The sequence below is a fragment of the Paragemmobacter kunshanensis genome (genome assembly GCF_011059185.1).
In the GTDB taxonomy this organism is placed as follows: Bacteria; Pseudomonadota; Alphaproteobacteria; order Rhodobacterales; family Rhodobacteraceae; genus Paragemmobacter; species Paragemmobacter kunshanensis.
In genome coordinates, this window is the sequence record NZ_JAALFE010000017.1 from 20395 (window position 1) to 44233 (window position 23839).

General features: G+C 66.4%; 20 protein-coding genes. 9 read left to right on the plus strand and 11 right to left on the minus strand.

Going from position 1 to position 23839, the window contains the following annotated elements:
• The first annotated feature begins 2 nt into the window (after nucleotides 1-2).
• Nucleotides 3-1712: a SulP family inorganic anion transporter gene (locus tag G5V65_RS16000; protein ID WP_206526830.1), complete on the plus strand. Its 1710-nt coding sequence runs from the start codon at nucleotides 3-5 to the stop codon at nucleotides 1710-1712.
• Nucleotides 1713-1730: 18 nt separating this feature from the next.
• Here G5V65_RS16000 and G5V65_RS16005 read toward each other — a convergent pair whose 3' ends face one another.
• Nucleotides 1731-2939, minus strand: a complete 1209-nt coding sequence (locus tag G5V65_RS16005; protein ID WP_206526831.1) for a sialidase family protein — start codon at nucleotides 2937-2939, stop codon at nucleotides 1731-1733.
• Between the two features lie 226 nt (nucleotides 2940-3165).
• Between G5V65_RS16005 and G5V65_RS16010 the strand changes: the two genes are divergently transcribed.
• The 8 genes from G5V65_RS16010 to G5V65_RS16045 all read left to right on the plus strand — a co-directional run bounded on the left by G5V65_RS16010 (nucleotide 3166) and on the right by G5V65_RS16045 (nucleotide 11863).
• A complete protein-coding gene (locus G5V65_RS16010) occupies nucleotides 3166-4890 on the plus strand; it encodes an ABC transporter substrate-binding protein (protein WP_206526832.1) in 1725 nt (574 codons plus the stop codon).
• A 69-nt stretch (nucleotides 4891-4959) separates the two neighbouring features.
• Entirely contained in the window at nucleotides 4960-5919 is a 960-nt protein-coding gene (locus G5V65_RS16015; RefSeq protein ID WP_165052022.1) for an ABC transporter permease, read from the plus strand.
• Complete coding sequence (locus G5V65_RS16020) at nucleotides 5916-6869, plus strand: ABC transporter permease (protein WP_165052024.1); 954 nt, start codon at nucleotides 5916-5918, stop codon at nucleotides 6867-6869. The genes G5V65_RS16015 and G5V65_RS16020 overlap by 4 nt, the downstream gene beginning before the upstream one ends.
• Complete coding sequence (locus G5V65_RS16025) at nucleotides 6866-7858, plus strand: ABC transporter ATP-binding protein (RefSeq protein ID WP_165052027.1); 993 nt, start codon at nucleotides 6866-6868, stop codon at nucleotides 7856-7858. The genes G5V65_RS16020 and G5V65_RS16025 overlap by 4 nt, the downstream gene beginning before the upstream one ends.
• Nucleotides 7855-8859 (plus strand): ABC transporter ATP-binding protein, encoded by a 1005-nt coding sequence (locus G5V65_RS16030; RefSeq protein WP_165052029.1) that lies wholly within the window; start codon nucleotides 7855-7857, stop codon nucleotides 8857-8859. The genes G5V65_RS16025 and G5V65_RS16030 overlap by 4 nt, the downstream gene beginning before the upstream one ends.
• Nucleotides 8856-9812 carry a 4-hydroxythreonine-4-phosphate dehydrogenase PdxA gene (gene pdxA, locus G5V65_RS16035; protein WP_165052030.1) on the plus strand — a complete coding sequence of 319 codons (957 nt, stop codon included), beginning with the start codon at nucleotides 8856-8858 and terminating at the stop codon, nucleotides 9810-9812. Before G5V65_RS16030 ends, pdxA begins: the two co-directional genes overlap by 4 nt.
• Nucleotides 9813-9815: 3 nt before the next feature.
• Entirely contained in the window at nucleotides 9816-10742 is a 927-nt protein-coding gene (locus G5V65_RS16040) for a dihydrodipicolinate synthase family protein (protein WP_165052031.1), read from the plus strand.
• Nucleotides 10739-11863, plus strand: a complete 1125-nt coding sequence (locus G5V65_RS16045; RefSeq protein ID WP_165052033.1) for an iron-containing alcohol dehydrogenase — start codon at nucleotides 10739-10741, stop codon at nucleotides 11861-11863. Before G5V65_RS16040 ends, G5V65_RS16045 begins: the two co-directional genes overlap by 4 nt.
• 20 nt (nucleotides 11864-11883) lie before the next feature.
• Here G5V65_RS16045 and G5V65_RS16050 read toward each other — a convergent pair whose 3' ends face one another.
• The 10 genes from G5V65_RS16050 to G5V65_RS16095 all read right to left on the minus strand — a co-directional run bounded on the left by G5V65_RS16050 (nucleotide 11884) and on the right by G5V65_RS16095 (nucleotide 23828).
• On the minus strand, nucleotides 11884-12642 hold the full coding sequence (locus tag G5V65_RS16050; protein ID WP_241250606.1) for a FadR/GntR family transcriptional regulator: 759 nt from the start codon (nucleotides 12640-12642) through the stop codon (nucleotides 11884-11886).
• Nucleotides 12639-13697 carry a four-carbon acid sugar kinase family protein gene (locus G5V65_RS16055; RefSeq protein ID WP_165052034.1) on the minus strand — a complete coding sequence of 353 codons (1059 nt, stop codon included), beginning with the start codon at nucleotides 13695-13697 and terminating at the stop codon, nucleotides 12639-12641. Before G5V65_RS16055 ends, G5V65_RS16050 begins: the two co-directional genes overlap by 4 nt.
• A gap of 105 nt (nucleotides 13698-13802) precedes the next feature.
• Nucleotides 13803-14324, minus strand: a complete 522-nt coding sequence (locus tag G5V65_RS16060; RefSeq protein ID WP_165052035.1) for a DUF2478 domain-containing protein — start codon at nucleotides 14322-14324, stop codon at nucleotides 13803-13805.
• A gap of 14 nt (nucleotides 14325-14338) precedes the next feature.
• Nucleotides 14339-15613 (minus strand): molybdopterin molybdotransferase MoeA, encoded by a 1275-nt coding sequence (locus tag G5V65_RS16065; protein WP_165052036.1) that lies wholly within the window; start codon nucleotides 15611-15613, stop codon nucleotides 14339-14341.
• Nucleotides 15610-16224: a carbonic anhydrase gene (locus G5V65_RS16070; protein WP_165052038.1), complete on the minus strand. Its 615-nt coding sequence runs from the start codon at nucleotides 16222-16224 to the stop codon at nucleotides 15610-15612. Before G5V65_RS16070 ends, G5V65_RS16065 begins: the two co-directional genes overlap by 4 nt.
• A gap of 51 nt (nucleotides 16225-16275) precedes the next feature.
• Nucleotides 16276-17076, minus strand: a complete 801-nt coding sequence (locus G5V65_RS16075) for a peptidylprolyl isomerase (protein WP_206526833.1) — start codon at nucleotides 17074-17076, stop codon at nucleotides 16276-16278.
• Nucleotides 17076-17837, minus strand: a complete 762-nt coding sequence (gene narI / locus G5V65_RS16080; protein ID WP_165052039.1) for a respiratory nitrate reductase subunit gamma — start codon at nucleotides 17835-17837, stop codon at nucleotides 17076-17078. Before narI ends, G5V65_RS16075 begins: the two co-directional genes overlap by 1 nt.
• 11 nt (nucleotides 17838-17848) lie before the next feature.
• Complete coding sequence (gene narJ, locus G5V65_RS16085; protein ID WP_165052041.1) at nucleotides 17849-18562, minus strand: nitrate reductase molybdenum cofactor assembly chaperone; 714 nt, start codon at nucleotides 18560-18562, stop codon at nucleotides 17849-17851.
• Nucleotides 18562-20088: a nitrate reductase subunit beta gene (narH, locus tag G5V65_RS16090; protein ID WP_165052043.1), complete on the minus strand. Its 1527-nt coding sequence runs from the start codon at nucleotides 20086-20088 to the stop codon at nucleotides 18562-18564. Before narH ends, narJ begins: the two co-directional genes overlap by 1 nt.
• Entirely contained in the window at nucleotides 20085-23828 is a 3744-nt protein-coding gene (locus G5V65_RS16095; protein ID WP_165052046.1) for a nitrate reductase subunit alpha, read from the minus strand. Before G5V65_RS16095 ends, narH begins: the two co-directional genes overlap by 4 nt.
• Between the last annotated feature and the right edge of the window lie 11 nt (nucleotides 23829-23839).

Sequence of the window (23839 nt, forward strand, 5' to 3'; positions counted from 1 at the left end):
TGATGCCCGATCTGCGGCGGTTTTTCCCCATCCTCGGATGGGCGCGCGTCTATTCGCGGGCCGATCTTGGCAATGACCTGCTGGCGGCGGTGATCGTGACGATCATGCTGATCCCGCAATCGCTGGCCTATGCGCTGTTGGCGGGGTTGCCGCCGGAGGCGGGGCTTTACGCATCCATCCTGCCCATCCTGATCTATGCCGTCTTCGGCACGTCGCGCGTTCTGGCGGTGGGGCCGGTGGCGGTGGTGTCGCTGATGACGGCGGCGGCGGTGGGCGAGGTGGCGGCGGCGGGCACGGCGGATTACGCCACGGCGGCGTTGACGCTGGCGGCGATGTCGGGGGTGATGCTTTTGGCGATGGGCGTGCTGCGGCTGGGATTCATCGCGAATTTCCTGAGCCATCCGGTGATTTCGGGGTTCATCACGGCATCGGCGCTGCTGATCGCGGCGGGGCAGTTGGGGCCGCTTCTGGGGGTGAAGGTCAGCGGGGATACGCTGCCAGAGCTGCTGGGCGGGCTGCTGGGCGGGATCGGCGGGGTGAATTGGATCACCGCGATGATCGGGGCGGCGGCGGTGGGGTTTCTGGTCTGGGTGCGCAAGCGGATGAAGGGCTGGCTGCGGGGCCTGGGCGTTCCGGCGCAGGTCGCGGATGCGCTGACCAAGGCGGGGCCGGTGCTGGCGGTGGCGGGGACGACGGTGCTGGTCTGGGGGCTGGGGCTTGAGGCGCGGGGGGTGGCGGTGGTGGGGGCGGTGCCGCAGAGCCTGCCGCCCTTTACCACGCCGGTGTTCGATGCGGATTTGTGGCGGGCGATGCTGGTGCCGGCGCTGCTGATTTCGCTGATCGGCTTTGTGGAATCGGTTTCGGTCGCGCAGACGCTGGCGGCGCGGCAGGGGCAGCGGATCGTGCCGGATCAGGAACTGGTGGCGCTGGGTGCGGCCAATCTGGGCGCGGCGGTGACGGGCGGCTTCCCGGTGACGGGGGGGTTTGCGCGATCGGTGGTGAATGCCGATGCGGGGGCGGCGACGCCTGCGGCGGGGGCCTTTACCGCGCTGGGGCTGGCGGCGGCGGCGCTGCTGCTGACGCCTCTGCTGTTCTTTCTGCCCAAGGCCACGCTGGCGGCGACGATCATCGTGGCGGTGCTGGGGCTGGTGGATCTGTCGGTTCTGCGGCGGACATGGGATTATAGCCGCGCCGATTTCGCGGCGGTGGCGGGCACGGTTCTTGTCACGCTGGGGGCCGGGGTGGAGGCGGGGGTTTCGGTGGGTGTGGCGGTTTCGGTTCTGCTGCATCTGTGGCGGACGTCGCGGCCGCATGTGGCAGAGGTGGGGCTGATCGCGGGGACGCAGCATTTCCGCAATATCCACCGGTTCGAGGTGCTGACCCACCCGTCGCTGGTGACCTTGCGGATCGACGAAAGCCTGTATTTCGCCAATACGCGGTTCCTGGAGGACATGATCATGGCACGGCTGGCAGAGGCGCCAGAGGTGCGGGATGTGGTGCTGATGTGTTCCGCCGTGAACGAGATCGACATGACCGCGCTGGAGACGCTGGAGGCGATCAACGCCCATCTGCGGGGCCTTGGCGTGCGGCTGCACCTGTCAGAGGTGAAGGGGCCGGTGATGGACCGGCTGAAGCGGTGCCACTTCCTGCAGACGCTGACGGGGCAGGTCTTCATCAGCCAGTATGATGCCTGGTGCGCGCTGGCGCGCTGAGCGGTCACGAGGGGCGGATCAGCCTGCGGGCGCGGGCGGGGCGGCATCCGGGGCAAGGCGGACATATTTGATCGCGCGGCGGTGGTAGGTATAGGCGATATGCAGCGCGCCATCGGGACCGGCGAGGATGGAGGGGTAGGAATATTCCTTGTTCAGCCCATCCTTGGAATTGTTCGTCAGGCAATAGCCGCTGCCCTCTTCCAGGGGGCGGATATGGGGAAAGGTTGCGCCGTCGTCCGCTGACAGGGCAAGGACGAGCGGCGCGCGCGGGACGCCCCAGATCGCGCCGCCGGTGGCCGGGGCGGCGGCGGTGACTTCGGTGTCTTCGTCTTCGATTTCATCATAGAGCGAGGCGCGGCGTTGATCCGACATGCGGGCATTGACCGGGTTGCCGACAAGGGCGATGCGGCCATCGGCAAGGCGGATCGCCTGAACCGAGGAGTTGTTATTGGGAAGATCGGTCGGTTCGGGGGGCGTCCAGTGAAGGCCGCCGTCGCGCGAAAGGCTGCGGCGGACCTGCGCGGAGAAGCGGTCCCGGTAGAAGGCGGGCATGAGGCCATTGCGGGGCGCGACGGGGTTCATGTGAACGGCGCCGAGGCTGTCGGGCACTTCGGCGGCGGACCAGGTGGCGCCGTTGTCACGCGAGACGAGCATGACGGCGGTGTCGAGAGAGCCGGTCCAGCGGCCCTGCGGCGGGGTCACGCAACGGAACCCGGGCAGCAGCCATTCGCCCTGCGGGCCGATCAGCGGCGGCTGGCGGACGAAGATGCCCTTGAAATCGCCAACCCGCCGCGAGGGGCCGAAACTGGCCCCGCCATCCCGGGACAGGCGGCAGTGGATTTCGCATTCGTCCTGCCGGCCACCGGGCTGCGAGGTATGGAAGAGCCAGACATCGCCGCCCGGGGCCACGAAGAGGACGGGGTTCTGTTCTGACCTGTCGGCCCGGTCCGTCAGGCGTTCGGCGGGGTCCCAGGCATCGGCCCCCGGACGCAGGCGCGAGATCCAGACGGAGATGTCGCCCATGCCTTCCATGGTGCCGCCGAACCAGACGCAGGCCAGCGTTCCATCGGGAAGCCAGCACAGATTGGCCGCGTGATTCTGCACGCAGGGCGAGGGAAGCATCGCTTCGATGCGATCGGGCTGGGCCGCATGGGGGCGCAGCGCGCCGTCCATGCAAGCCTCTGTTTCGGCGGGCGAAAGTTCACCCGGACGCATCGCTTCCTTCATTCCCTGTTTCCCCCCGAATTTGCCGTTGGCACCGCCATGGCGGCCCGCATCCATTGAGGAGAAGGGAGTCAAAATTACAAGTTGTCAAACAGATTGTTTTGGGGTCTTCGCGCGGACGATCATCTAGAATATTGTTTCTAAATCATTTATTCCGATTAATACCTGTATTTTCCACCGCCTCTGCGTGCAGGATGGCACCGAATTAATAACAAGTTGACATGACAGGGTGAAGCTGTTCCATTTCCGGATGCAGACGGCCGAACCGGAGGAGAGCCATGAAGGCGCGGGCGGCCCGCTTTTCGCTTGGGAGGAATTCATGGACGTGAAGACAGGAGAGCGCACCGGGCTGACGCGTCGCGGTGCATTGAAGCTGGGCCTTGGATCGGTGGTTGCCGCAGCGGCCTTTGGCCCGGGGGCGCGGATCGTGATGGCGCAGGAGGGGCAGGTTCTGAAGGCGATCAATCCCGCCTTTTCGCAAGACTGGTCGCCGCTGCGCGGGGGCGGCGTGCCGTTCCGCTGGAATTCGGTGTGGAATGCCAGCGCGATGTATTTCAACGAAAAGGGCGAGATCCAGCCCTATGTCCTGACGGAATGGACGCCTTCGGCGGATTACCTGACCTGGACGCTGAAGGTGAACCCGGATGCGAAATTCGCCGATGGCTCGGCGATCACGGCGGCGGATGTGAAGGGCTCGTGGGAGCTTTCGGCCATGCCCGCCACGCAGAACCAGCGGATTGATCAGGTTCTGGCCGGGGTCGCGGGCTATGGGGCGGTCAAGGACGGATCGGCGACCGACATTTCGGGCATCGTGGCGAATGAGGACGGGACGCTGACGGTGACGCTTGCCTCGCCCGATCCGATCTTCTTCCAGCGGCTGGCGAACCATATCGCCCCCATCGTGAAGGTGGCGGTGGCGCGGGGCGCGGATGGCAACGAGGTTCCGGATTTCTTCCTGGCGGCCAATGGCGCGACTTCGGGGCCGTTCATGCTCGAGTCCGCCAATCTGGACACGGGCGAGCTGGTCTGGGTGCCCAATCCCAACTTCTTTGGCCCGGCGCCGAAGCTGGCGCGGATCGAGTTGACGGCGGTGGAGGACAATGTGACGGCGACGCAGATGCTGGCCTCGGGCGAGTATCAGGCGCATACGGAACTGGTGACATCGACCATCGTGCTGGATCTGGGGGCGGAATTCGCCGCCGGGGCGGAGATTCCGACATCGCAGCATTTCTGGTTCAACACCGCCCGCGCGCCGATGGACGACCCGAAGGTGCGCGAGGCGCTGATCCTTGCCGTGGATCGCGAGGGGCTGATCAAGGCATCCTTCCCGGACGGGCCGCATCAGAAGACGGACATGGTGCTGAACGCCGTGCCGGGCGCGGATGATCCGGCCTTCGTGCCCTATCCGTTCGATCCCGAGCGGGCCAAGGCCCTGCTGGCGGAATCGAGCTATGGCGGGCCGGAGCGGCTGCCGAAGCTGATGTTCGTGGGCATCTCCAGCCCCGCGAACGAGGCGGCGGCGCAATACATCGCCGAGCAGTGGCGGCAGAATCTGGGGATCACCGCGGTCGACATGAAGCCGCAGCAGGACCAGTATTCCGGCCCCGACCAGAACGCGATCCAGATCTTCCGCGACGATGTGGGCACGCGGGTACCGGATGCGGCAAGCTATCTGGCGGGATCCATCGCCTCGACCTCGGGCAATGCGACGGGGAAGATGTCCTACAAGAACGACAAGGTGGATGCGCTGATCACCGAGGCGCTGACCAAGGCGGCGGACGATCCGGCGCGGGTCGCGCTGGCGCAGGAGGCGCAGCGCCTGTTCCGGGACGATTTCTGCTTCATCCCGTGGTACAAGCAGACCATGTCGCGCTGGGCTTCGGCCAATGTCGCGGGGATGGAGAAGAACCTGGACTGGCAGGTGGTTGCCCCCTGGAACATCGCCATCGCCTGACGGCCTGATGGAACCGTGGCGGGCAGGGCCAATCCCTGCCCGTTCCAATCTGGATCAGGACCTTTCGCCATGATTGCCTATATCCTTCGCCGCCTGCTGCTGTGGGTGCCTTCGGTCATGCTTGTGATGCTGGGGGTCTATGCGCTGGCCTTTTACGGGGCGGGAGATCCCATCAAGCTGATCTTCCTGCGCGCGCCGGGGGATGTGGCCTATGACCCCGTCAAGATCGAGGCGATCCGCGAACAGGCGGGCCTAAACGAGCCGTTCCTGGTGCAGTTCGGGACTTACCTGCTGAACCTGGTGCAGGGGAATTTCGGGAATTCGCTGTTTTCGGGCCGGTCTGTCTGGGCGATGATTTCGGCGGCGGCGCCGGTTTCGCTTTTGCTGGGGCTGATGGCGATGATCGTGACGGCGCTGGTCGCCATCCCGCTGGGGATGATCGCGGGCATGAACCAGAACAGCCGGCTGGATTACACGATCCTTGGGACGGCGGTCACGCTTTGGGCGATACCGGCCTATGTGGCGGGGCCGCTGTTGATGGTGATGCTGCTGGCGATCCTGCCGAAAGGGGCGATGCCCTATGGCTGGGGCGGGTTGTTTTCGGTGAAGATCATCCTGCCGCTGATCGTGCTGTCGTTCCAGCCCATCGCGCTGATCATCCGGCAGACGCGCGCGGCGGTGATCGACGTGATGACCGAGGATTTCGTGCGCACCGCCCGCGCCAAGGGCGTGCCGGAGCGTGTTGTCGCGCTGCGCCATATCCTGCGGCCGGTGCTGACGCCGGTGGTGACGCAGCTTGGCCTGATCATGATCACCATCGTGAACGGGGCGATCTTCGTGGAACTGGTCTTTGGCCTGCCGGGGCTGGGCCGGTTGACGGTGCAGGCGCTGATCAATTCGGATTATCCGGTGATCCTGGCGGTGACGCTGATCGGGTCATTCCTGGTGATGGCGTCGAACCTGCTGGTGGATATCCTTTATCCGCTGCTTGATCCGCGGGCGACCGATCCGAAGGCGAGCCGGGTATGACCGCGGGACCGATCATCACGCCCGGCGACGACCGGCCCGGCAGCCTGTGGCGGGACGCATGGCGCCGCCTGCGGCGCAACCGGCTGGCGGTGGCGGGGCTTGTCATCCTGGCGCTGCTGGTGCTGGTGGCGGCCTTCGGGCCATGGCTGACGCCCTATGATTTCCTGAGCCAGAACCTGGATGCGCGGAACCTGCCGCCGTCGATGGCCCATCCCTTCGGGACGGATGACCTGGGGCGGGATGTGCTGTCGCGGGTGATCTATGGGGCGCGGACGGCCTTTCTGGTGGCGGTGCTGGTGACGGCGGTGGCCCTGCTGATCGGGGTGGTGCTGGGGGCGATTGCCGGGTTCTATGGCGGGGCCTTCGACAAGGGGCTGATGTGGGTGACGGACATGACGATGTCGGTGCCGCAGCTTCTGCTGGTGGTGGTGATCAATGCCTCGCTCAAGCAGCCCATCACGCTGTGGATGGAGGCGCGCTATCTGGAGACGCTGAACCCCATCTACCGCAATTCGGCGATCATTGATTTCGTGCTGGTCTTCGGATCCATGGCGCTGATTTCCTGGCCGCCCTATGCGCGGCTGGTGCGGGCGCAGGTGCTTTCGATCCGCAATCGGCCCTATGTCACGGCGGCGCGGGCGCTGGGGCTGACGAACCGGATCATCCTGACGCGTTATGTTCTGCCCAATGCCGCCGGGCCGCTGATCGTGGCGGTATCGGCGGGGCTGGGCACGGCGATGGTGCTGGAAAGCGCGTTTTCCTTCCTTGGCATCGGGGTGAACCCGCCGACGCCAAGCTGGGGGAACATGATTTCCGACGGGCTGCGCGTCTGGACGAATTACCCGCATCTTCTTCTGGCGCCGGCCGCGGTTCTGGCCGTGGTCACCGTCGCCTTCAACTTTCTGGGCGACGGGCTGAATGACGCGCTTAATCCCAAGGGGCAGAAATGAGCGCGCTGCTGGAGATCCGCGGGCTGACCATCGACATCGAGCGGGACACGGGCCCGGCCCGGGTGGTGGACGGCATCGACCTTGCGGTTGAGGAGGGGGAATCCCTTGGCATCGTGGGGGAATCCGGCTGCGGCAAGAGCCTGACCATGCTGTCGCTGGTGGGGCTGCTGCCCAACCGCATCCGGGCGACCGGGGGCAGCGCGCGGTTTGCGGGGCAGGATCTGCTGGCCCTGCCGCAGGAGGCGCTGCGCAAGCTGCGGGGATCGCAGATCGGGTTCATCTTCCAGGACCCGATGACAAGCCTGAACCCGGTGATGCGCGTGGGCGAGCAGATCGCCGAGGCGCTGATCCATCAGAGCGGGATGGCCAAGCCCGCCGCGATGGAGCGGGCGGCGGAACTGCTGGAACTGGTGGGCATCCCCTCGCCCCGGGATCGGCTGATGGCCTATCCGCACGAGCTTTCCGGTGGGATGCGGCAGCGGGTGATGATCGCCATCGGCCTTGCCGGTTCGCCGCGCCTTCTGATCGCGGATGAGCCGACGACGGCGCTGGATGTGACGATCCAGGCGCAGATCGTGGATCTGGTGCGTGACCTGAAGGATCGTTTCGGAATGTCGGTGGTGTGGATCACGCATGATCTGGCGCTGATCGCGGGGTTGGCCGACAGGATCGCGGTGCTTTACGCCGGGACGGTGGTCGAGGATGCGCCGGTGGAGGTGATCTTTGACCGGCCCACGCATCCCTATACGCGCGGGTTGCTGGCCTCGTTGCCGACGTTGACGGACAGGCCGATGACGCGGCTGCCCTCGATCGGGGGCACGCCGCCCGAGCCGGGGCGGCGTCCGCCGGGATGCCCCTTTGCGCCGCGCTGCACGCTGGCCGAAGCGGCCTGTGACGCCGCCGTGCCGAAGCTGGCCGCCGTGCCGGGCAGCGACCCGCGCCACCGCGTCGCCTGTTTCGTGACGGCGGGGGAAGGGGGGCGGGCATGAGCGCGACATTGCTGTCGATCCGCGACCTGCGGAAGGAATTTCCCGTGCGGCTGGGGGCCTTTGGCGAAAGGGCGGCCACGGTACATGCGCTGGACGGGTTCAGCGTGGATATCGTCGAGGGCGAGACGCTGTCGCTTGTGGGGGAATCGGGCTGCGGGAAATCGACCACGGGCTATTGCGTGCTGAACATCCAGCGGCCCACCAGCGGATCGGTGATCTATGCGGGCACGGATATCGCCAAGCTGGACGATGACGGGATGCGCCCCTTCCGGCGCGATCTGCAGATCGTTTTCCAGGATCCCTATTCGACGCTGAACCCACGGATGACCATCGGCGATGCGCTGGCCGAGCCGATCCTGTTTCACGGGCTGGCCCCGAAGGCCGAGATCCGCGACAGGCTGCGGCAGTTGCTGGCCGATGTCGGGCTGTCGGAGCGGTTCGCCAACCGCTATCCGCACGAGCTTTCGGGGGGGCAGCGGCAGAGGGTGGCGATTGCGCGGGCGCTGGCCTGCCGACCGCGGTTCATCGTCTGCGACGAGGCGATTTCGGCGCTGGATGTTTCGGTGCAGGCGCAGATCCTGAACCTGCTCTTGGACCTGCAGGAGAAATACGGGCTGACCTATCTGTTCATCGCGCATGATCTGGCGGTGGTGCGCCATATCTCGGATCGGGTGGGGGTGATGTATCTGGGCCGGATGGCCGAGCTGGCCCGGGCCGAGGCGCTGTTTGCGCGGCCGTTGCATCCCTATACGCGGGCGCTGCTGTCGGCGGTGCCATCGACCGATCCGCGCGCGGCGCGCAACCGGCAGCGGTTGCAGGGCGAGGTGCCTTCGCCGCTGTCGCCGCCATCGGGGTGCCGGTTCCATACGCGCTGCCCCTTGGCGCGCGACCGCTGCCGGAGCGAGGCCCCCGCCCTGCGCGAGGTGGCAGAGGGCCAGTCGGTGGCCTGCCATGCCGTTGCCTCAGCCACTGAAACGAATTGGGAGAACAGCCCGGCATGACGACCGATCTGATTGGCATAACCATGGGGGATCCGGCTGGCGTGGGGCCGGAGATCATCGTGAAGTCGCTGGCGGCGATGTCGCCCGAGGCGCGGCGGGGCATCCGCATCTATGGCAACCGCGACAGCCTTGCCGCGGCAGAGGCGGTGCTGGCGACGGGGTTGGATCTGGCGGCGCTGGATGTGGCGCATGTGGAGATTCCCGGCGCGCGGCCCGCCTTTGGCAAGCTGGATCCGCGCTGCGGCGAAGCCTGCTATCGGTTCATTGCACTGGCCGTGCAGGATGCGATGGCCGGGCGGATCGGCTGCATCGTGACCGCGCCCATCAACAAGGCCGCGCTGAATGCGGCGGGGCATCACCATGACGGGCATACCGGGCTGCTGGCGCATCTGACCGGGACGCCGCGCTGCCATATGCTGCTGGCCTCGGAGCGGTTGTCGGTGATCCACAATTCGACCCATGTGTCGCTGCGCGATGCCATCGCGCGGGCCACGACCGAGCGGGTGCTGGAGACGATCCGCGCCGGGCATCGGCATCTGGTGCGGCTGGGGATGGCGGCGCCGCATATCGCGGTGGCGGGGGTGAACCCGCATTGCGGCGAGGGCGGGTTGTTCGGCAGCGAGGATGACGATCAGATCACGCCAGCCGTTGCGGCGGCGCGGGCCGAGGGCATCAATGTGGAAGGCCCGATATCGGCGGATACGGTCTTTCACCGGGCCTATACCGGGGCCTTCGACCTGGTTGTCGCGCAGTATCACGATCAGGGGCATATCCCGATCAAGCTGGTGGCCTTCGACACGGCGGTGAATGTGTCGGTCGGGCTGCCGATCGACCGTTGTTCGGTGGATCACGGCACCGCCTTTGACATTGCCGGACGCGGGATCGCGGACAATGGCAACCTTGACCATGCGCTGGCCTATGCCGCGCGGCTGACCGCCAGCAGGAGGCGCTGATCCATGTCTGTTTCCCTTTCCGGTGTGCATTGCGCGGCGGCAACGCCGGTGCGGCCCGACCTTTCGCCCGATCTGGTGGCCTTTGCCGCGCATTGCCGCGCCTTGCTGGAGGATGGCTGCGACGGCATCGCGCTTTTGGGCACGACGGGCGAGGCGAATTCCTTTTCCTCGGTCGAGCGGCGGGAGATCCTTGAGGCGGCGCTGAAGGCGGGGATCGCGGCGGATCGGCTGTTGCCGGGAACAGGGCTTGCGAATGTGCCCGAGACGGTGGAGTTGACGCGGCATGCGCTGTCTTGCGGGGTGACGACGGTCGTGATGCTGCCGCCCTTCTACTACAAGGGCGCAAGCGACGAGGGCCTTTATGCGGCCTATGCGCGGGTGATCGAGGCGGTGGGAGATTCGCGGCTGCGGGTGGTTCTTTACCACATCCCGCAGATGACGGGCCTGCCCATCAGCCATGACCTGATCGACCGGCTGCGCACGGCCTTTCCGGAAACGGTGGTGGGCATCAAGGATTCCGCCGGGAAGATCGAGAACATGGAGGCGATGATCGCGCGCTTTCCGGGCTTTGCCGTGCTGGCGGGGGCGGATCCGCTGCTGTTGCCGCTGATGCGGATGGGCGGGGCGGGCTGCATCACTGCCACATCGAACCTTGTGGCGCGGGAACTGGCCTTCATCTTTCGCCATGCCACGGACCCGGCGCGGGAGGCCGACGTGGCCGCCGCGCAGGCCCGGATCAACGCCTATCGCGACCTGTCCAATTCCTATGTCCAGATTCCCGCGATCAAGGCCATGATCGGCCGCCGTCATGGCGATGCAGGCTGGGCGCGCACGCGCCCGCCGCTGGTGGCAGTGGATGCCGCAGGGCAGGCCGACCTGGCCGCCAGGCTTGACGAGATCGACACCCTTTTTCCCGGAGCCATGGCATGAACGACTATGCCTCACCCTTGCGGTTGTTCCAGCCGCGCCAGTTCGACTATGGCGCGGGCAGCGCGGCGCAGGTCGGTGTCTGGGCCGCGACAGAGGGGTTCGGACGCATCCTTGTCCTGACCCAGAAGGTGATGGTGCCGCTGATCGACCGGCTGGCCCTGCCGGGGCAGGTGGTGGTGTTTGACGGGGTGCAGCCGGAGCCGGACAGCGCGAACCTTGCCCAGGCGCTGGAGGCGGCGCGGGCCGCGGCGCCGGATCTGGTGATCGGCTTTGGCGGCGGATCGGTGATGGATCTGGCCAAGCTGGTGACGGTGCTGCGCGGCGGTCAGGAACTGGCGGATGTGATCGGGCCGAACCGGGTGGCAGGGCGGCAGAACGCGCTGGCGCTGGTGCCGACGACGGCGGGAACGGGATCGGAGGCGGGTATCCGCGCGCTGGTGACGGATGCGGCCACGATGAACAAGGTGGCGGTAGAGAGCCGCCATCTGATGCCCGACATGGTGGCGCTGGACCCGGACCTGACGATGTCGGTGCCGCCTGCGGTGACGGCGGCGACGGGGATCGACGCCATGGCGCATTGCGTGGAGGCCTTCACCAACCGCAAGGCGCATCCGCTGATCGACAATTATGCGCGGCTGGGGTTCGGGCTGGTGGCGCGGTATCTGCCGCGCGCGGTGCGGGACGGCGCGGATGCCGAGGCCCGCGCGGCGCTGCTGCTGGCGGCCTATTACGGGGGCATCTGCCTTGGCCCGGTGAATACGGCGGCGGGGCATGCGCTGGCCTATCCGCTGGGCACGCGGTTGAAGCTGGCGCATGGCCTGGCGAATGCGGTGATCTTTCCGCATGTCCTGGCCTTCAACCAGCCGGTTGCGGGGGCCAAGACCGCCGAGATCGCGGCGGCCCTGGGCCTGCGGCATGACAGCGAGGCGGCGCTGCGCGAGGATGCGGCGCGGTGGTGCGCGCAGTTCGGGGTGGAGATGCGGCTGTCGCGGCTGGGCGCGACCGAGGATCAGCTGGCGGGCTGGGCGGCCGAGGCCCATGCCATCCGCCGCCTGATGGACAACAACCCGCGCGACATGACGGTGGACGAGGTGCTGACGATCTATCGCGCCGCCTTCTGACCGGGGCGGCGCGCGGGCCGTCAGCCGCGGGAGGAAAGGTCCAGCAGCCGGCCTTCGAACAGCCGGTCGCGCGATCCGGTGATGTGGCGGCGCATGCAATCGCGCGCGGTTTCCGCCTCTCCGCGCCGGATGGCATCGAAGATGGCGGCATGTTCGTCCAGCACATGATCCAGCCCGCCACGCACGGTTTGCAGCGACAGGCCGTGAAACTTCATCCCGATGGCGATGTGTTCGCGCAGGGCGCGCATCGAGGTTTCGAAATACTGGTTGTTCGCCGCCGCGGTGATGGCGAGGTGGAAATCGAAATCGGCATCCTCGCGGTGGCTGCGGCGTTCGGTTGCCTCGCGCATGATCTGCAGGCAGGTGCCGATTTCCGCCAGTTGCGCATCGCCGCGCCGTGTGGCGGCAAGGGCGGCGGCCTCGGGTTCGATGGTCAGGCGGAATTCGTAGCAGCGCTGCAGATCGGCGATGGTTTCAAGCGGCTGGAAGGCGATGGGCCTGGGTGTGACGGGGGCGCTGACGAAACTGCCAGCGCCCTGGCGCGAGGTGATGAGTCCCTCTTCGCGCAGGCGCAGGAGGGCGGCGCGGACGACGGGGCGCGAGACCTGATGCTGTTCGGCAAGGACATTTTCGCCGGGGAGGCGTTCCTCGGGGCCGTATTCGCCGTTCAGGATGGCCCGGCGGATGCGATCATGCACGACATCGGCAAGCAGCATCGACTTTGGCCGATCCGCGGTGGTGGCCTGTTTTGCGTTCTTCATGCCGGCCGCGAGGTTCATGGCTCTGCTTTCTGGTCAGCGGTTGAGCGAAGGATCAGGTTGAGGCAATCCGGATCGCCGAAACCGCCCGATTTCGTGACAATAAGTGGTGCAGGGGAAAAATCCAGCGGCAGGCTGACGGGCATTCCGGGCAGCACCTCGCCCATCACGCGAAGCACGCCGGCGCCCATGCGGTGCAGGGCTGCGGCAGCGGTTTCCCCGCCGGTGAGAAGCAGGCTGTGCCGCCCCTGCAGCAAGCCGTCGGCAAGGCTTTCGGCAAGACGGGCGGCCACCGTCGCCCCATCCGCGCCCGGGCCGGGCGTGGCCTGGAGGATGGCGATGTCCGGCAGGGGGCCGTGTGGGGCGGCGAGGCCATCCGGTGCCGCGACCCAGAGCGCGCCCGGATGGGCGGCGCGCAGGCGTGCGACCTGATCGAGCGTCGCCAGATCGCGCGAGCCGATGAGGAAGGTCATGGGCAGGTGCAGGCGGACGGGCGGCGGCGGGGGCCGGTCCGGGCGGCCCGATGCCCGGGCCAGGGCCGAGGCAAGGCCGCGCGCGCCTGCAAGCAGCGCCCCCTGCCCCGCCGCGACGATCCGGTCGAGATCGGCATCGGTGCAGGCATCCGGGCAATCCACGCGAAGGCCGGGGGATACCGGCGGGATGACGGGGATCGGACGGTCCACGCCAAGGCCGGCCACCTGTCCTTTCACCACATAACGGCCCAGTTCCGGGATCGCGGGACAAAGGACGAGCCGGGGCGGTTGCCGCACGGCGGCGATCGCCAGGGTTTCGGCCGCAACATGGCCCTTCATCCGGCTGTCGATCTTCTTGAACAGGCGCGGGACTTCGGCCAGGGCCAGGGCCGCGTGCCGGGCGCGGGAGGCGGCCTCGTCGCTTGTCAGTTCGCGGCTGTTGAGCGAGACGGCAAGGACATCCGGACCGGCGGCAAGGGCCCGGTCGAGTGCGACGGGATCGGTGGCGACAAGTGTCGTCCAGCCTGCCCGCGCGAAAGGCACGACGGAATCGAGCGCGCCGGTCAGATCGTCCGAGATCAGGGCCGTATGGGGAGGGGGCATGTCCAACCTTTCCTTGGCCCCCGAGTAAAGCGCACAGCCTGTAAAGTTGCAAACCATTTGTAAATCCACCGCAGGCGGGACCGGGTGGGCAGAAGGTCTGGTCGATCAGGCGGCGGGGATCTGCGCGCCGGTTGCGAAAAGCGCCCAGTCTTCCAGACTGTCGATATCGGGGGCGATCTGCCGGGCGCATCCTTCGGCGAAGGATTGGAAGGCGGGCAGGTTCAGGCTGTTCACCCCGACGAGGACGGGCAGGCCGAGGCCGATGGCATCGGCAATGATGCTGCGGAAACCGCGGCCCTCGGCCTCGTGCTTGCCGAACTTGTTGACGATCAGGATATCGGCCCCCTCGGCCAGACTGGCCGAGACGAGCCCTGCGGCGGTTTCGAGGGCGGAGGGATCGAGCCTGCATCCGCGGGCGGACTGGCCCAGTGCCTGGCTGATGCGCAGGATCCGGCCTTCGGGCAGGACGCGGACATCCATGTCGCAGGGGCCGGAATCGCCGCGGTCGGAATTGATCTGGACAATGCCCCGGCAGCGCAGGCCGCGGGCGGCAAGGCGGGCGGCAAGGTGGAAGAGGATCAGGTCGGTATCGCCCCGACCGGGTGCCATTGTGAAGGCAAGGTGCATGGGACGCTCCGGTATCAGCAGAAGGGAAGGAATTCGGCAAGTGCGCCGGGTGGCAGATCCGCGGCATCGGCGGGGATGAGCATCAGCCCGTCAGCCGCATGCAACGCGCCGACCCTGGCGGAATGGGTTTCGGCGGCGAAGGTGACCACCTCGCGCCCCTGCGGATCGAAGCCGATGCAGCGGGCGGGGCGGTATTCGCAGCGCCCCGGCTTGTGCCGGACGGGATCGGCCGTGACGACATGGCGACGGGCAGGACCGGCGGAGTGGTTGCCGGTGAGCCTGTGCAGCAGCGCCTGGCCGAAGAGATGCCAGGTGACGAAGGCAGAAAGCGGATTGCCCGGCAGGCCAAGCCAGTGTGTAGACCCGATCTGTCCGTAGGTGACGGGTTTGCCGGGCTTGATCGCGACGCCGCTGAAGGCGATCCTGCCGCCGCGGGCGAGGATGGCGGGTTTGACGTGATCCTCTTCCCCGACGGAGATCCCGCCGGTGGTGATCAGGAGATCGCTGGCCCCGGCCAGTTCGGCGATCTGGAGGAACAGGCCGTCGCGGCTGTCGAGGCCGGTTTCCACGGCGATGAGATCGACCTCGGGTCGGGCCGCGAGAAGGGTGCGCAGCATGGGGGTGTTCACATCCCAGATCTGCGCCGCATCGCGGGGCGCGCCGGTCTGGCGCAGTTCGTCGCCGGTGACGAGCAGCGAGACGCGGAGGCGGCGGCGCAGCAAGAGGTGCGATGCACCGGCGCTGGCACAGGCGGCAATCTCGCGCGGGCCGAGCCTGCTGCCCTCGTGCAGCATCACGGCGCCGCGGGGCATTTCACTGGCCGCATGGCGGATGTTCTGGCCCGGGATGGGACGCTGGGCGATGCGGATGCTATGGGCGTGGCGGCGGACTTCTTCCTGCATGATGACGGCATCCGCCCCGGCCGGGAGGGGCGCGCCGGTGAAGATGCGGCTGGCCTGAAGGCCCGACAGGGCGGCCGCAGGTTGCCCGGCCGGGCCCCGGGCGACGACCGGAAGCGTCCATGGCCCCGGACCGGACAGGGCAGACGTGGCGAGGGCATAGCCATCCATCGCGGCGCTGTCGAAGGGCGGGATCGCCGCTTGCGCGACAACGGGCGCGGCAAGGATGCGGCCCCGCGCATCCTGCAGGTAGAGCGTTTCGGTTTCCGCCACGGGCTGCGCCCGGTCGGCGATGAGGGACAGCGCCGTGTCGATGGGGATCAGCTTTCCGGCGGTATCGCGCCGGTCGCATCCGCAGCCTGAGGGGGCGAGGGGTTCAAGCGCGGTCATCTTTCCCCTGCCCCGAAATGGCCGGGCCCCATGCTGCAATCCAGATCGCGCAGGAGGCCATCCTTCAGCCCGTAGATCAGGCCATGCACCCGGATATCGGCGCCCCTTTCCCAGGCGCGCTGGAGGATGGGCGTTTCGCAGACGCGGCGGACGCCTTCCACGACGTTCAGTTCCGCCAGCCTGTCGCGGCGGCCTTCGGCATCGGATTCGCGCCCCAGATCGACGGCATAGCTGCGGGCAAGGCGGCGGATCGGTTCCAGCCAGTGATCGGCAAGACCATGGGGCAGATCCTCGGTCGCGGCGCGGACACCGCCGCAGCCGTAATGGCCGCAGACGATGATTTCGCGCACATGCAGCGTGTCCACCGCGAATTCGAGCGAGGAGAGGAAGTTCATGTCGGCGGAATGGATCACATTGGCCACGTTGCGATGCACGAAGACCTCGCCGGGGTCGAGACCCGCGACGACATTCGCCGGAACGCGGCTGTCCGAACAGCCGATCCAGAAGAATTCCGGGGCCTGAAGCGCGGCAAGGCGGGTGAAGTAATCCGGTTCCTGCCGCTGGCGGAGGTGCGACCAGTCGCGGTTGCGGCTGAGCAGATCGTTCAGCATGCTGTTGGCCCCGGAATGCGTGTCTGGTTCATGTCAGGCCCCGTGCAGGGTTCAGATCGGATCGAGGGATGCGCCCGAGATGACCGACTGGCGGGCAAGCGCGGCGACGAAGGCCTGCGAGGCGCGGGCCCAGGCCATCTTTTCCAGCGCCTCGGCAAGGCGCGGGCGCAGGGTTTCGAAGGGCAGGACCTGCCCGGGAGCCGTGGCGTTCAGCCGGATGATGTGCCAGCCGTGCCGCGACTGGACGGGATCCGGCGTCATGCCGCCTTCGGGAAGGGCGCGCAGGGCGGATTCGAATTCGGGGACGGTGTCGCCCGGGCCGATCTGGCCCAGATGGCCGCCTGCCGCCCTTGATCCGCAATCGCTTTGCCCGGCGGCGGCGGCGAAGCCCCTGGCGTCATCCCCGAGGCGGGCGAGGATCGCCCTTGCCCGGGCCAGCGCGGCCGCGCTTTCGGCTTCGTCGCGCGGATCGCAGGCGCAGAGGATATGCGAGACATCCCAGAGCGGGGCCGACCGGAAGCGGGACGGATCCTTCATCCATTCGGCGCGCATCGCCTCTTCCGTGATCGGGGGAAGGGTGATCGACTGGTCGAGCAGCGCGCGGATCAGGGCCTCGTCCTCGGTCTCGGTCCGGCCGGGGGCCAGTTCCATCGGATCGGGAACAAGGCCGCGACGCCGGGCCTCTTGCAGCAGAAGCGCGCGGATCGTCAGCGCCTGCGCCGCCTTGCGCCAGGCAATGCCGGGCTTTCCCCTGGGCGCGGCGTGGTTCTGCGCCTCGGATGCGATGGCGGCGGCGGGGATGGTTTCGCCGTTCACGATGACATCGGGGTGGAGGCTGGCGAGAATGGCCATCACTTGCCCCCCGCCTTGGGGCCGGCCACGGCCTGCCGCCGGTCGAAGGCCGCGCGGCGTTCGTCCAGAGGGCGACGGCGGCGCGAGCGGACCAACTGGTATCCCGGGCGCAGGAAGAGATAGCGCAGGGGTGCGAAGAAGCCCGACAGGACATGCGCGAGGCGCGTGAAGGGGAAGACGAGGAAGATGGTCAGGCCAAGGAAGAGGTGCATCTTGAACAGAAGCGCGACATCGGCGATCTGGTCCGCCGCGCCGGAGCGGAAGGTGAAGATCATCTGCGCCCAGGTCATGAACTTTGTCATTTCGTGCCCGTCGAGGTGTTGCAGCGAAATGAAGATCGTGCCCAGCCCGAGGATCAGTTGCGCCAGAAGCAGGACAAGGATCGCGATGTCGGCGAAGCTGGAGGTCTTGCGGATGCGCGGATCCATCCAGCGGCGGTGCAGGAGCATCGCCCCGCCGACGAGGGCCATGATCCCGGCCACACCGCCGGCGATCACGGCCAGCAATTGCTTGGCACCATGGCTGATGCCCAGCGCATCGAAGAGGGCGATGGGTGTCAGCAGGCCGACGAGATGTCCGAAGAAGATCACCAGAACGCCGACGTGAAACAGCGTCGAGCCGATCATCAGCTGGCGGCGCCGCAGCAACTGGCTGGAGGAGGTCTTCCAGGTGAAGGGATCGCGTTCGTAGCGGGCGACAGAGCCGATCAGGAGGACGGCAAGGGCGATGTAGGGATAGATGCCGAAAAGGAAGTCGTGCATGGCCCTCTCCTTTACAGGTTGGACGGGCGCGCCGGGGCGGCGGGCCGGGTGGGGCTGTCCATGGAGGCGAGGATGTCGCGCATCTGGGGGCAGCCTGCATTGGGATCGGGGCCGAAGGTCACCTCGGTTTCCTGCCAGATCGCATCCAGCGCGGCGAGATCGGCAGGGTCATCCTCGGGTTGGGCCAGCAGGGCGGCGAGCGCCTCTGCATCCACTTCGGCCGCGGCGAGACCCGAAAGGGCGGCGAACGCGGCGGCATATCCACTGCCGCGCCGGGTGAGCCGCGCGGCAAGCGCATCGAGGATATGCGCCGCGTCCGCCAAGGTTTCCCGCGCCTCGCCTGTGGGACGCGAGGACAGGAATTCGAGGAGGACCGGCAGATGATCGGGGAGTTCGGTCGTCATGGGTTCGAAACCCGCGGCGCGATAGGTTTCGATCAGGCTGACCATGGCACCGCCCCTGTCGCGGCTTTCGCCATGGACATGTTCGAAGAGATTGAGCGACAGGCTGCGCGAGCGATCGAAGAGCATCACGTAGCGTTCCTGCAGATCATAGAGATCGGCCTGAGCCAGATCGTCTGCGAGTGCCTGCAGGGCCGCCCTGATGGGGGCGGCGATCCGCAGATCGGCACGGAACACTGCCGCAATGGCGGGCATGGCCTGTTGCAGTTCGGCGGACGGGTAGCTGAGCGTCAGCGACAGGGCCTTCAGGGTGCGATCGTTCATCAGAAGGACTCCAGCGGAAGGGCGAAGGATTTCTTCTTGCCGCCGAAGAGGCCGGTCTTGCCGGTTTCCCCGCCGGAACAGCCGTTGCCATCGGTGAAGCCGCAGCCGCCGCGGATGTCGGCGCCCTGTTCGTTCTGTTCGCGGTGGGCGGTGGGGATGGCGAAGCGGTCTTCGTAATCGGCGATGGCCATGATCCTGTACATGTCCTCGATCATCCGGCCCGACATGCCGACGCGGGCAGCGATGCCTTCGTCGCGCACGCCATCCACCGTAAGCGCCCGCATGTAGAGCCGCATGGCCGACATGCGTTCGAGGGCGGAGACGATGGGTTCTTCATCCCCTGCCGTCAGCATGTTCGCCAGATACTGAACCGGGATGCGGAGAGAGCGCACATCGGGCATCTGGTCGCTCATGGCGATCTGGCCGGCCTGGGCGGCGTTCTGGATGGGCGAGAGCGGCGGGATATACCAGACCATGGGCAGGGTGCGGTATTCCGGGTGCAGCGGGAAGGCGACCTTCCATTCCATCGCCATCTTCCAGATCGGGCTGATCTTCGCGGCTTCGATCCAGTCTTCCGGCACGCCATCGCGGCGGGCGGCGGCGATCACCTCGGGGTCGTTCGGATCGAGGAAGACGTCAAGCTGCGCGCCGTAGAGATCTGTTTCCCGTTCGGCGCTGGCGGCGGCCTCGATCCTGTCGGCGTCATAGAGGATCACGCCGAGATAGCGGATGCGGCCGACGCAGGTTTCCGAACAGACGGTCGGTTGTCCGCTTTCGATGCGGGGATAGCAGAAGGTGCATTTCTCGGACTTGCCGGTATCCCAGTTGTAATAGACCTTCTTGTAGGGGCAGCCGGAGATGCACATCCGCCAGCCGCGGCATTTTTCCTGGTCGATCAGGACGATGCCGTCTTCTTCCCGCTTGTAGATCGCGCCCGAAGGGCAGGAGGCGGAACAGGTGGGGTTGAGGCAATGCTCGCACAGGCGCGGCAGATACATCATGAAGGTATTCTCATACTCTCCGTAGATGTCCTTCTGGACCTTGTCGAAGTTGTAGTCGGCCGAGCGTTTGGCGAATTCGCCGCCGAGGATTTCCTCCCAGTTCGGGCCCTTCTCGATCTTTTCCATCCTTTCGCCGGTGATCCTTGACCGGGGGCGGGCGGTGGGGAAAGCCTGCATGTCTGGCGCGGATTTCAGGTGGTCGTAGTCGAAATCGAAGGGTTCGTAGTAATCGTCGATCTCGGGCATCGAGGGGTTGGCGAAGATGTTCGCCAGGATGCGCCACTTGGCCCCCTGCCTTGGCTGGAGCTTGCCCGATTTCGACCGGACCCAGCCGCCATTCCAGCGTTTCTGGTTTTCCCAATCGGTCGGATAGCCGGTGCCGGGCTTGGTTTCGACATTGTTGAACCAGGCGTATTCGACGCCTTCGCGGCTGGTCCAGACGTTCTTGCAGGTGACAGAACAGGTGTGGCAGCCGATGCACTTGTCCAGGTTCAGGACCTTGCCGATTTGTGCGCGAACCTTCATTCCGCTGCCTCCACCTTGCCGGTTGCGGGTTGATCGAGCCAGTCGACCTTCTTCATCTTGCGAACGATCACGAATTCGTCGCGGTTGCTGCCGACGGTGCCGTAGTAGTTGAAGCCGTAGGACAACTGGGCATAGCCGCCGATCATGTGGGTCGGCTTGAGCGTGGCGCGGGTGACGGAGTTGTGGATGCCGCCGCGGTTGCCGGTCTTTTCGGAACCGGGCGTGTTCACGATCTTTTCCTGCGCGTGATACATGAAGAGCGTGCCCTGCTTGATCCGCTGGGACACCACGACCCGCGCGGTCAGCGCGCCGTTGATGTTGTAGGCCTCGACCCAGTCGTTATCGACGAGCCCCGCCTTCGCGGCATCCACCTCGGACATCCAGACCACCGGCCCACCGCGGTTGAGCGTCAGCATCAGGAGGTTGTCGGTATAGGTGGAATGGATGCCCCATTTCTGGTGCGGCGTGATGAAGTTCAGGACGACATGGGGGTTGCCCTCGGCCGCGTCGTTGTTGACGGCCTTGGTGATGGTCTTGAGATCCACCGGCGGGCGGTAGCTGACGAAGCCTTCGCCGAAGGCCCGCATCCAGAGGTGATCCTGATAGAGTTGCTGCCGCCCTGTCAGGGTGCGCCACGGGATCAGTTCGTGGACGTTGGTATAGCCCGCATTGTAGCAGACCTCTTCGCTTTCGATGCCCGACCAGGTGGGGGAGGAGATGATCTTGCGCGGTTGCGCCGCGATGTCACGGAAGCGGATCTTCGTGTGATGCGCGCCTTCGGCCAGATGGGCATGATGGCGGCCCGTGGGTTTTTCCAGCTCTTCCCAAGCCTTGACCGCGACTTCGCCGTTGGTTTCCGGCGCCAGCATCAGGATCATCTCGGCGGCGTGGATGGCGGTATCAAGCCTGGGTTGCCCCTTGGCCACGCCATCTTCGACCCTGCCGTTCAGATCGCCGAGATGGCCCACCTCGACCCTGGTATCCCAGGTGATGCCCTTGCCGCCATTGCCCAGCTTTTCAAGCAGCGGGCCGACAGAGGTGAATTTTTCGTAGAGATTGGGATAATCCCGTTCGACCGCGATGTAGTTGGGGGCCGTCTTGCCGGGGATCAGGTCGCATTCGCCCTTCTTCCAGTCCTTCACATGGGCCTGCGCCAGTTCGGCGGCGGTGTCATGCAGGAGCGGAAGCTGGACGATATCCGTCTCGACGCCCAGAACCTCTGGCGCGACCTCGCTGAACTTCTTCGCGATGGCCTTGAAGATCTCCCAGTCCGACCGTGACTCATAAGCCGGGTCCACGGCCGCCTGAAGCGGGTGGATGAAGGGGTGCATGTCCGAGGTGTTCAGATCATCCTTTTCGTACCACGAGGCCGTGGGCAGCACGATGTCGGAGTAGACGGCGGTGGTGGACATGCGGAAGTCGATGCAGACCAGCAGGTCGAGCTTGCCCTTCGGCGCCGCGTCGTGCCAGGCGGCCTCGACCGGCTTGGCATGGCCTTCCTCGCCCAGGTCCTTGCCCATGACGCCGTGATCGGTGCCGAGAAGGTGCTTGAGGAAGTATTCATGCCCCTTGCCCGATGAGCCGAGCAGGTTGGAGCGCCAGACGAAGAGGTTGCGCGGCCAGTTCTCTGGCGCGTCCGGATCCTGGCAGGACATTTCCAGATCGCCGGATTTCAGCTGTTCGGCCACATAGGCGGGGATCGCCTTGCCCGCCGTCCTTGCGGCCCTGGATACATCAAGCGGGTTGGTCTTGAGCTGGGGGGCGGAGGGCAGCCAGCCCATGCGTTCGGCGCGGATGTTGTAGTCGATCAGGCTGACATTCCAGTCGCCTGCGGGCGCGGTGGGCGACAGGATCTCGCCCGCGCGCAGGGTTTCATAGCGCCACTGGTCGGTATGGGCATACCAGGCGGAGGTGGAATTCATGTGCCGCGGCGGGCGGTTCCAATCCAGCGCGAAGGCAAGGGGTTGCCAGCCGGTCTGCGGGCGGAGCTTTTCCTGGCCCACGTAATGCGACCAGCCGCCGCCCTCTTGCCCGATGCAGCCGCACATCACCAGCATGTTGATGATGCCGCGGTAGTTCATGTCCATGTGGTACCAGTGGTTCAGGCCGGCCCCGAGGATGACCATGCTCTTGCCGCGGGTCTTTTCGGCATTGCCTGCGAATTCCCGCGCCACGGCGATGATCTTCTCGCGCGAGACCCCGGTGATCCGTTCGGCCCAGGCCGGGGTGTAGGGAATGTCGTCGTTGAAGTTCTTCGACACCCAATCGCCGCCAAGGCCGCGATCCAGACTGTAATTCGCGCAGAACAGATCGAAGACCGTGGCAACCATCACCTCGCGCCCGCCCGCAAGGGTGACGCGGCGGGCGGGGATGTTGCGGGTCAGCACTTCCGGCGCGGCGCATTTCACGAAATCGCCGGTTGCCGCGCCGCCGAAATAGGGGAAGTCGACGGCCACCACCTCATCATGGTCGCTGTCGAGGATCAGGCTGAGGCGCAGGCGCGTGTCGGTGTCTGCGGCCTTTTCCTCGAGGTTCCATTTGCCCTCTTCGCCCCAGCGGAAACCGATGGAGCCGTTTGGCGCGACGATGCGGCCCGAGCTTTCCTCGAAGGCGACGGTCTTCCAGTCGGGGTTGTTGGTTTCGCCCAGCTTGCCATCGAGATCGTCGGCCCGCAGCATCCGGCCCGGAACAAGGCGGCCGTCCACCTCATCCAGCTGCACCAGCATGGGCATGTCGGTGTATTTGCGGGCATAATCCTCGAAATACTCGGCCTGCCGGTCGAGATGGTATTCGCGCAGGATGACATGGCCCATCGCCATGGCCAGCGCCGCATCGGTGCCTGCCTGCGGGTTCAGCCAGATATCGCCGAACTTGGCCGCTTCGGAATAGTCGGGACTGACGACGGCGGACTTGGTGCCGCGATAGCGGACTTCGGTGTAGAAATGGGCATCCGGTGTGCGGGTCTGCGGGACGTTCGAGCCCCAGAGCATGATGAAGCCCGCATTGTACCAATCCGCGCTTTCCGGAACGTCGGTCTGTTCGCCCCAGGTCTGGGGCGAAGCGGGCGGCAGGTCGCAGTACCAATCGTAGAAGGACATGCAGGTGCCGCCGAGAAGCGAGAGATAGCGCGATCCGGCGGCATAGCTGACCATCGACATGGCGGGGATGGGCGAGAAGCCGAAGACGCGGTCGGGCCCCCAGACCCTGGCGGTATGGGCATTGGCGGCGGCGACTATCTCGGTCGCTTCGTCCCAGGTGGCGCGGACGAAGCCGCCCTTGCCGCGGGTGCCGGTATAGCTGGCGCGCAGGGCCGGATCGTTCTGGATCGCGGCCCAGGCGGCGACCGGTGTCATCGTGGCGCGCATCCTGCGCCAGGCGCGCATCAGGTTCCCCCGGATCAGCGGGTTCTTCACGCGGTTCGCAGAGTAGAGATACCAACTGTAGGAGGCCCCCCGCGCGCAACCGCGGGGTTCGTGGTTCGGCAGGCCCGCCCGCGTGCGCGGATAGTCGGTCTGTTGCGTCTCCCACGTCACGATGCCGGACTTGACGTAGATCTTCCAGGAACAGGACCCCGTGCAGTTCACGCCATGGGTTGAGCGGACGATCTTGTCATGCCGCCAGCGGTTTCTGTAGGTGTCCTCCCAGTCGCGGTTTTCGCGCGTGGTCTGGCCCCAGCCGTTTGAGAACTGTTCCAGTTCCTTGCTCTGGAAGAAGTTCAGTCTGTCGAGCAGGTGGCTCATCTTGGCGTCCT

Excerpts from the sequence above, each read along its gene's own strand:
- G5V65_RS16005 (WP_206526831.1), bottom strand. The coding sequence starts at position 2,939 with ATGAAGGAAGCGATGCGTCCGGGTGAACTTTCGCCCGCCGAAACAGAG.
- G5V65_RS16015 (WP_165052022.1), top strand. The coding sequence starts at position 4,960 with ATGATTGCCTATATCCTTCGCCGCCTGCTGCTGTGGGTGCCTTCGGTC.
- G5V65_RS16060 (WP_165052035.1), bottom strand. The coding sequence starts at position 14,324 with ATGCACCTTGCCTTCACAATGGCACCCGGTCGGGGCGATACCGACCTG.
- G5V65_RS16020 (WP_165052024.1), top strand. The coding sequence starts at position 5,916 with ATGACCGCGGGACCGATCATCACGCCCGGCGACGACCGGCCCGGCAGC.
- narI (WP_165052039.1), bottom strand. The coding sequence starts at position 17,837 with ATGCACGACTTCCTTTTCGGCATCTATCCCTACATCGCCCTTGCCGTC.
- G5V65_RS16050 (WP_241250606.1), bottom strand. The coding sequence starts at position 12,642 with ATGAACCTCGCGGCCGGCATGAAGAACGCAAAACAGGCCACCACCGCG.
- G5V65_RS16065 (WP_165052036.1), bottom strand. The coding sequence starts at position 15,613 with ATGACCGCGCTTGAACCCCTCGCCCCCTCAGGCTGCGGATGCGACCGG.
- G5V65_RS16030 (WP_165052029.1), top strand. The coding sequence starts at position 7,855 with ATGAGCGCGACATTGCTGTCGATCCGCGACCTGCGGAAGGAATTTCCC.
- G5V65_RS16070 (WP_165052038.1), bottom strand. The coding sequence starts at position 16,224 with ATGCTGAACGATCTGCTCAGCCGCAACCGCGACTGGTCGCACCTCCGC.
- G5V65_RS16025 (WP_165052027.1), top strand. The coding sequence starts at position 6,866 with ATGAGCGCGCTGCTGGAGATCCGCGGGCTGACCATCGACATCGAGCGG.
- narH (WP_165052043.1), bottom strand. The coding sequence starts at position 20,088 with ATGAAGGTTCGCGCACAAATCGGCAAGGTCCTGAACCTGGACAAGTGC.
- G5V65_RS16000 (WP_206526830.1), top strand. The coding sequence starts at position 3 with ATGCCCGATCTGCGGCGGTTTTTCCCCATCCTCGGATGGGCGCGCGTC.
- G5V65_RS16040 (WP_165052031.1), top strand. The coding sequence starts at position 9,816 with ATGTCTGTTTCCCTTTCCGGTGTGCATTGCGCGGCGGCAACGCCGGTG.
- G5V65_RS16095 (WP_165052046.1), bottom strand. The coding sequence starts at position 23,828 with ATGAGCCACCTGCTCGACAGACTGAACTTCTTCCAGAGCAAGGAACTG.
- narJ (WP_165052041.1), bottom strand. The coding sequence starts at position 18,562 with ATGAACGATCGCACCCTGAAGGCCCTGTCGCTGACGCTCAGCTACCCG.
- G5V65_RS16045 (WP_165052033.1), top strand. The coding sequence starts at position 10,739 with ATGAACGACTATGCCTCACCCTTGCGGTTGTTCCAGCCGCGCCAGTTC.
- pdxA (WP_165052030.1), top strand. The coding sequence starts at position 8,856 with ATGACGACCGATCTGATTGGCATAACCATGGGGGATCCGGCTGGCGTG.
- G5V65_RS16075 (WP_206526833.1), bottom strand. The coding sequence starts at position 17,076 with ATGGCCATTCTCGCCAGCCTCCACCCCGATGTCATCGTGAACGGCGAA.
- G5V65_RS16055 (WP_165052034.1), bottom strand. The coding sequence starts at position 13,697 with ATGCCCCCTCCCCATACGGCCCTGATCTCGGACGATCTGACCGGCGCG.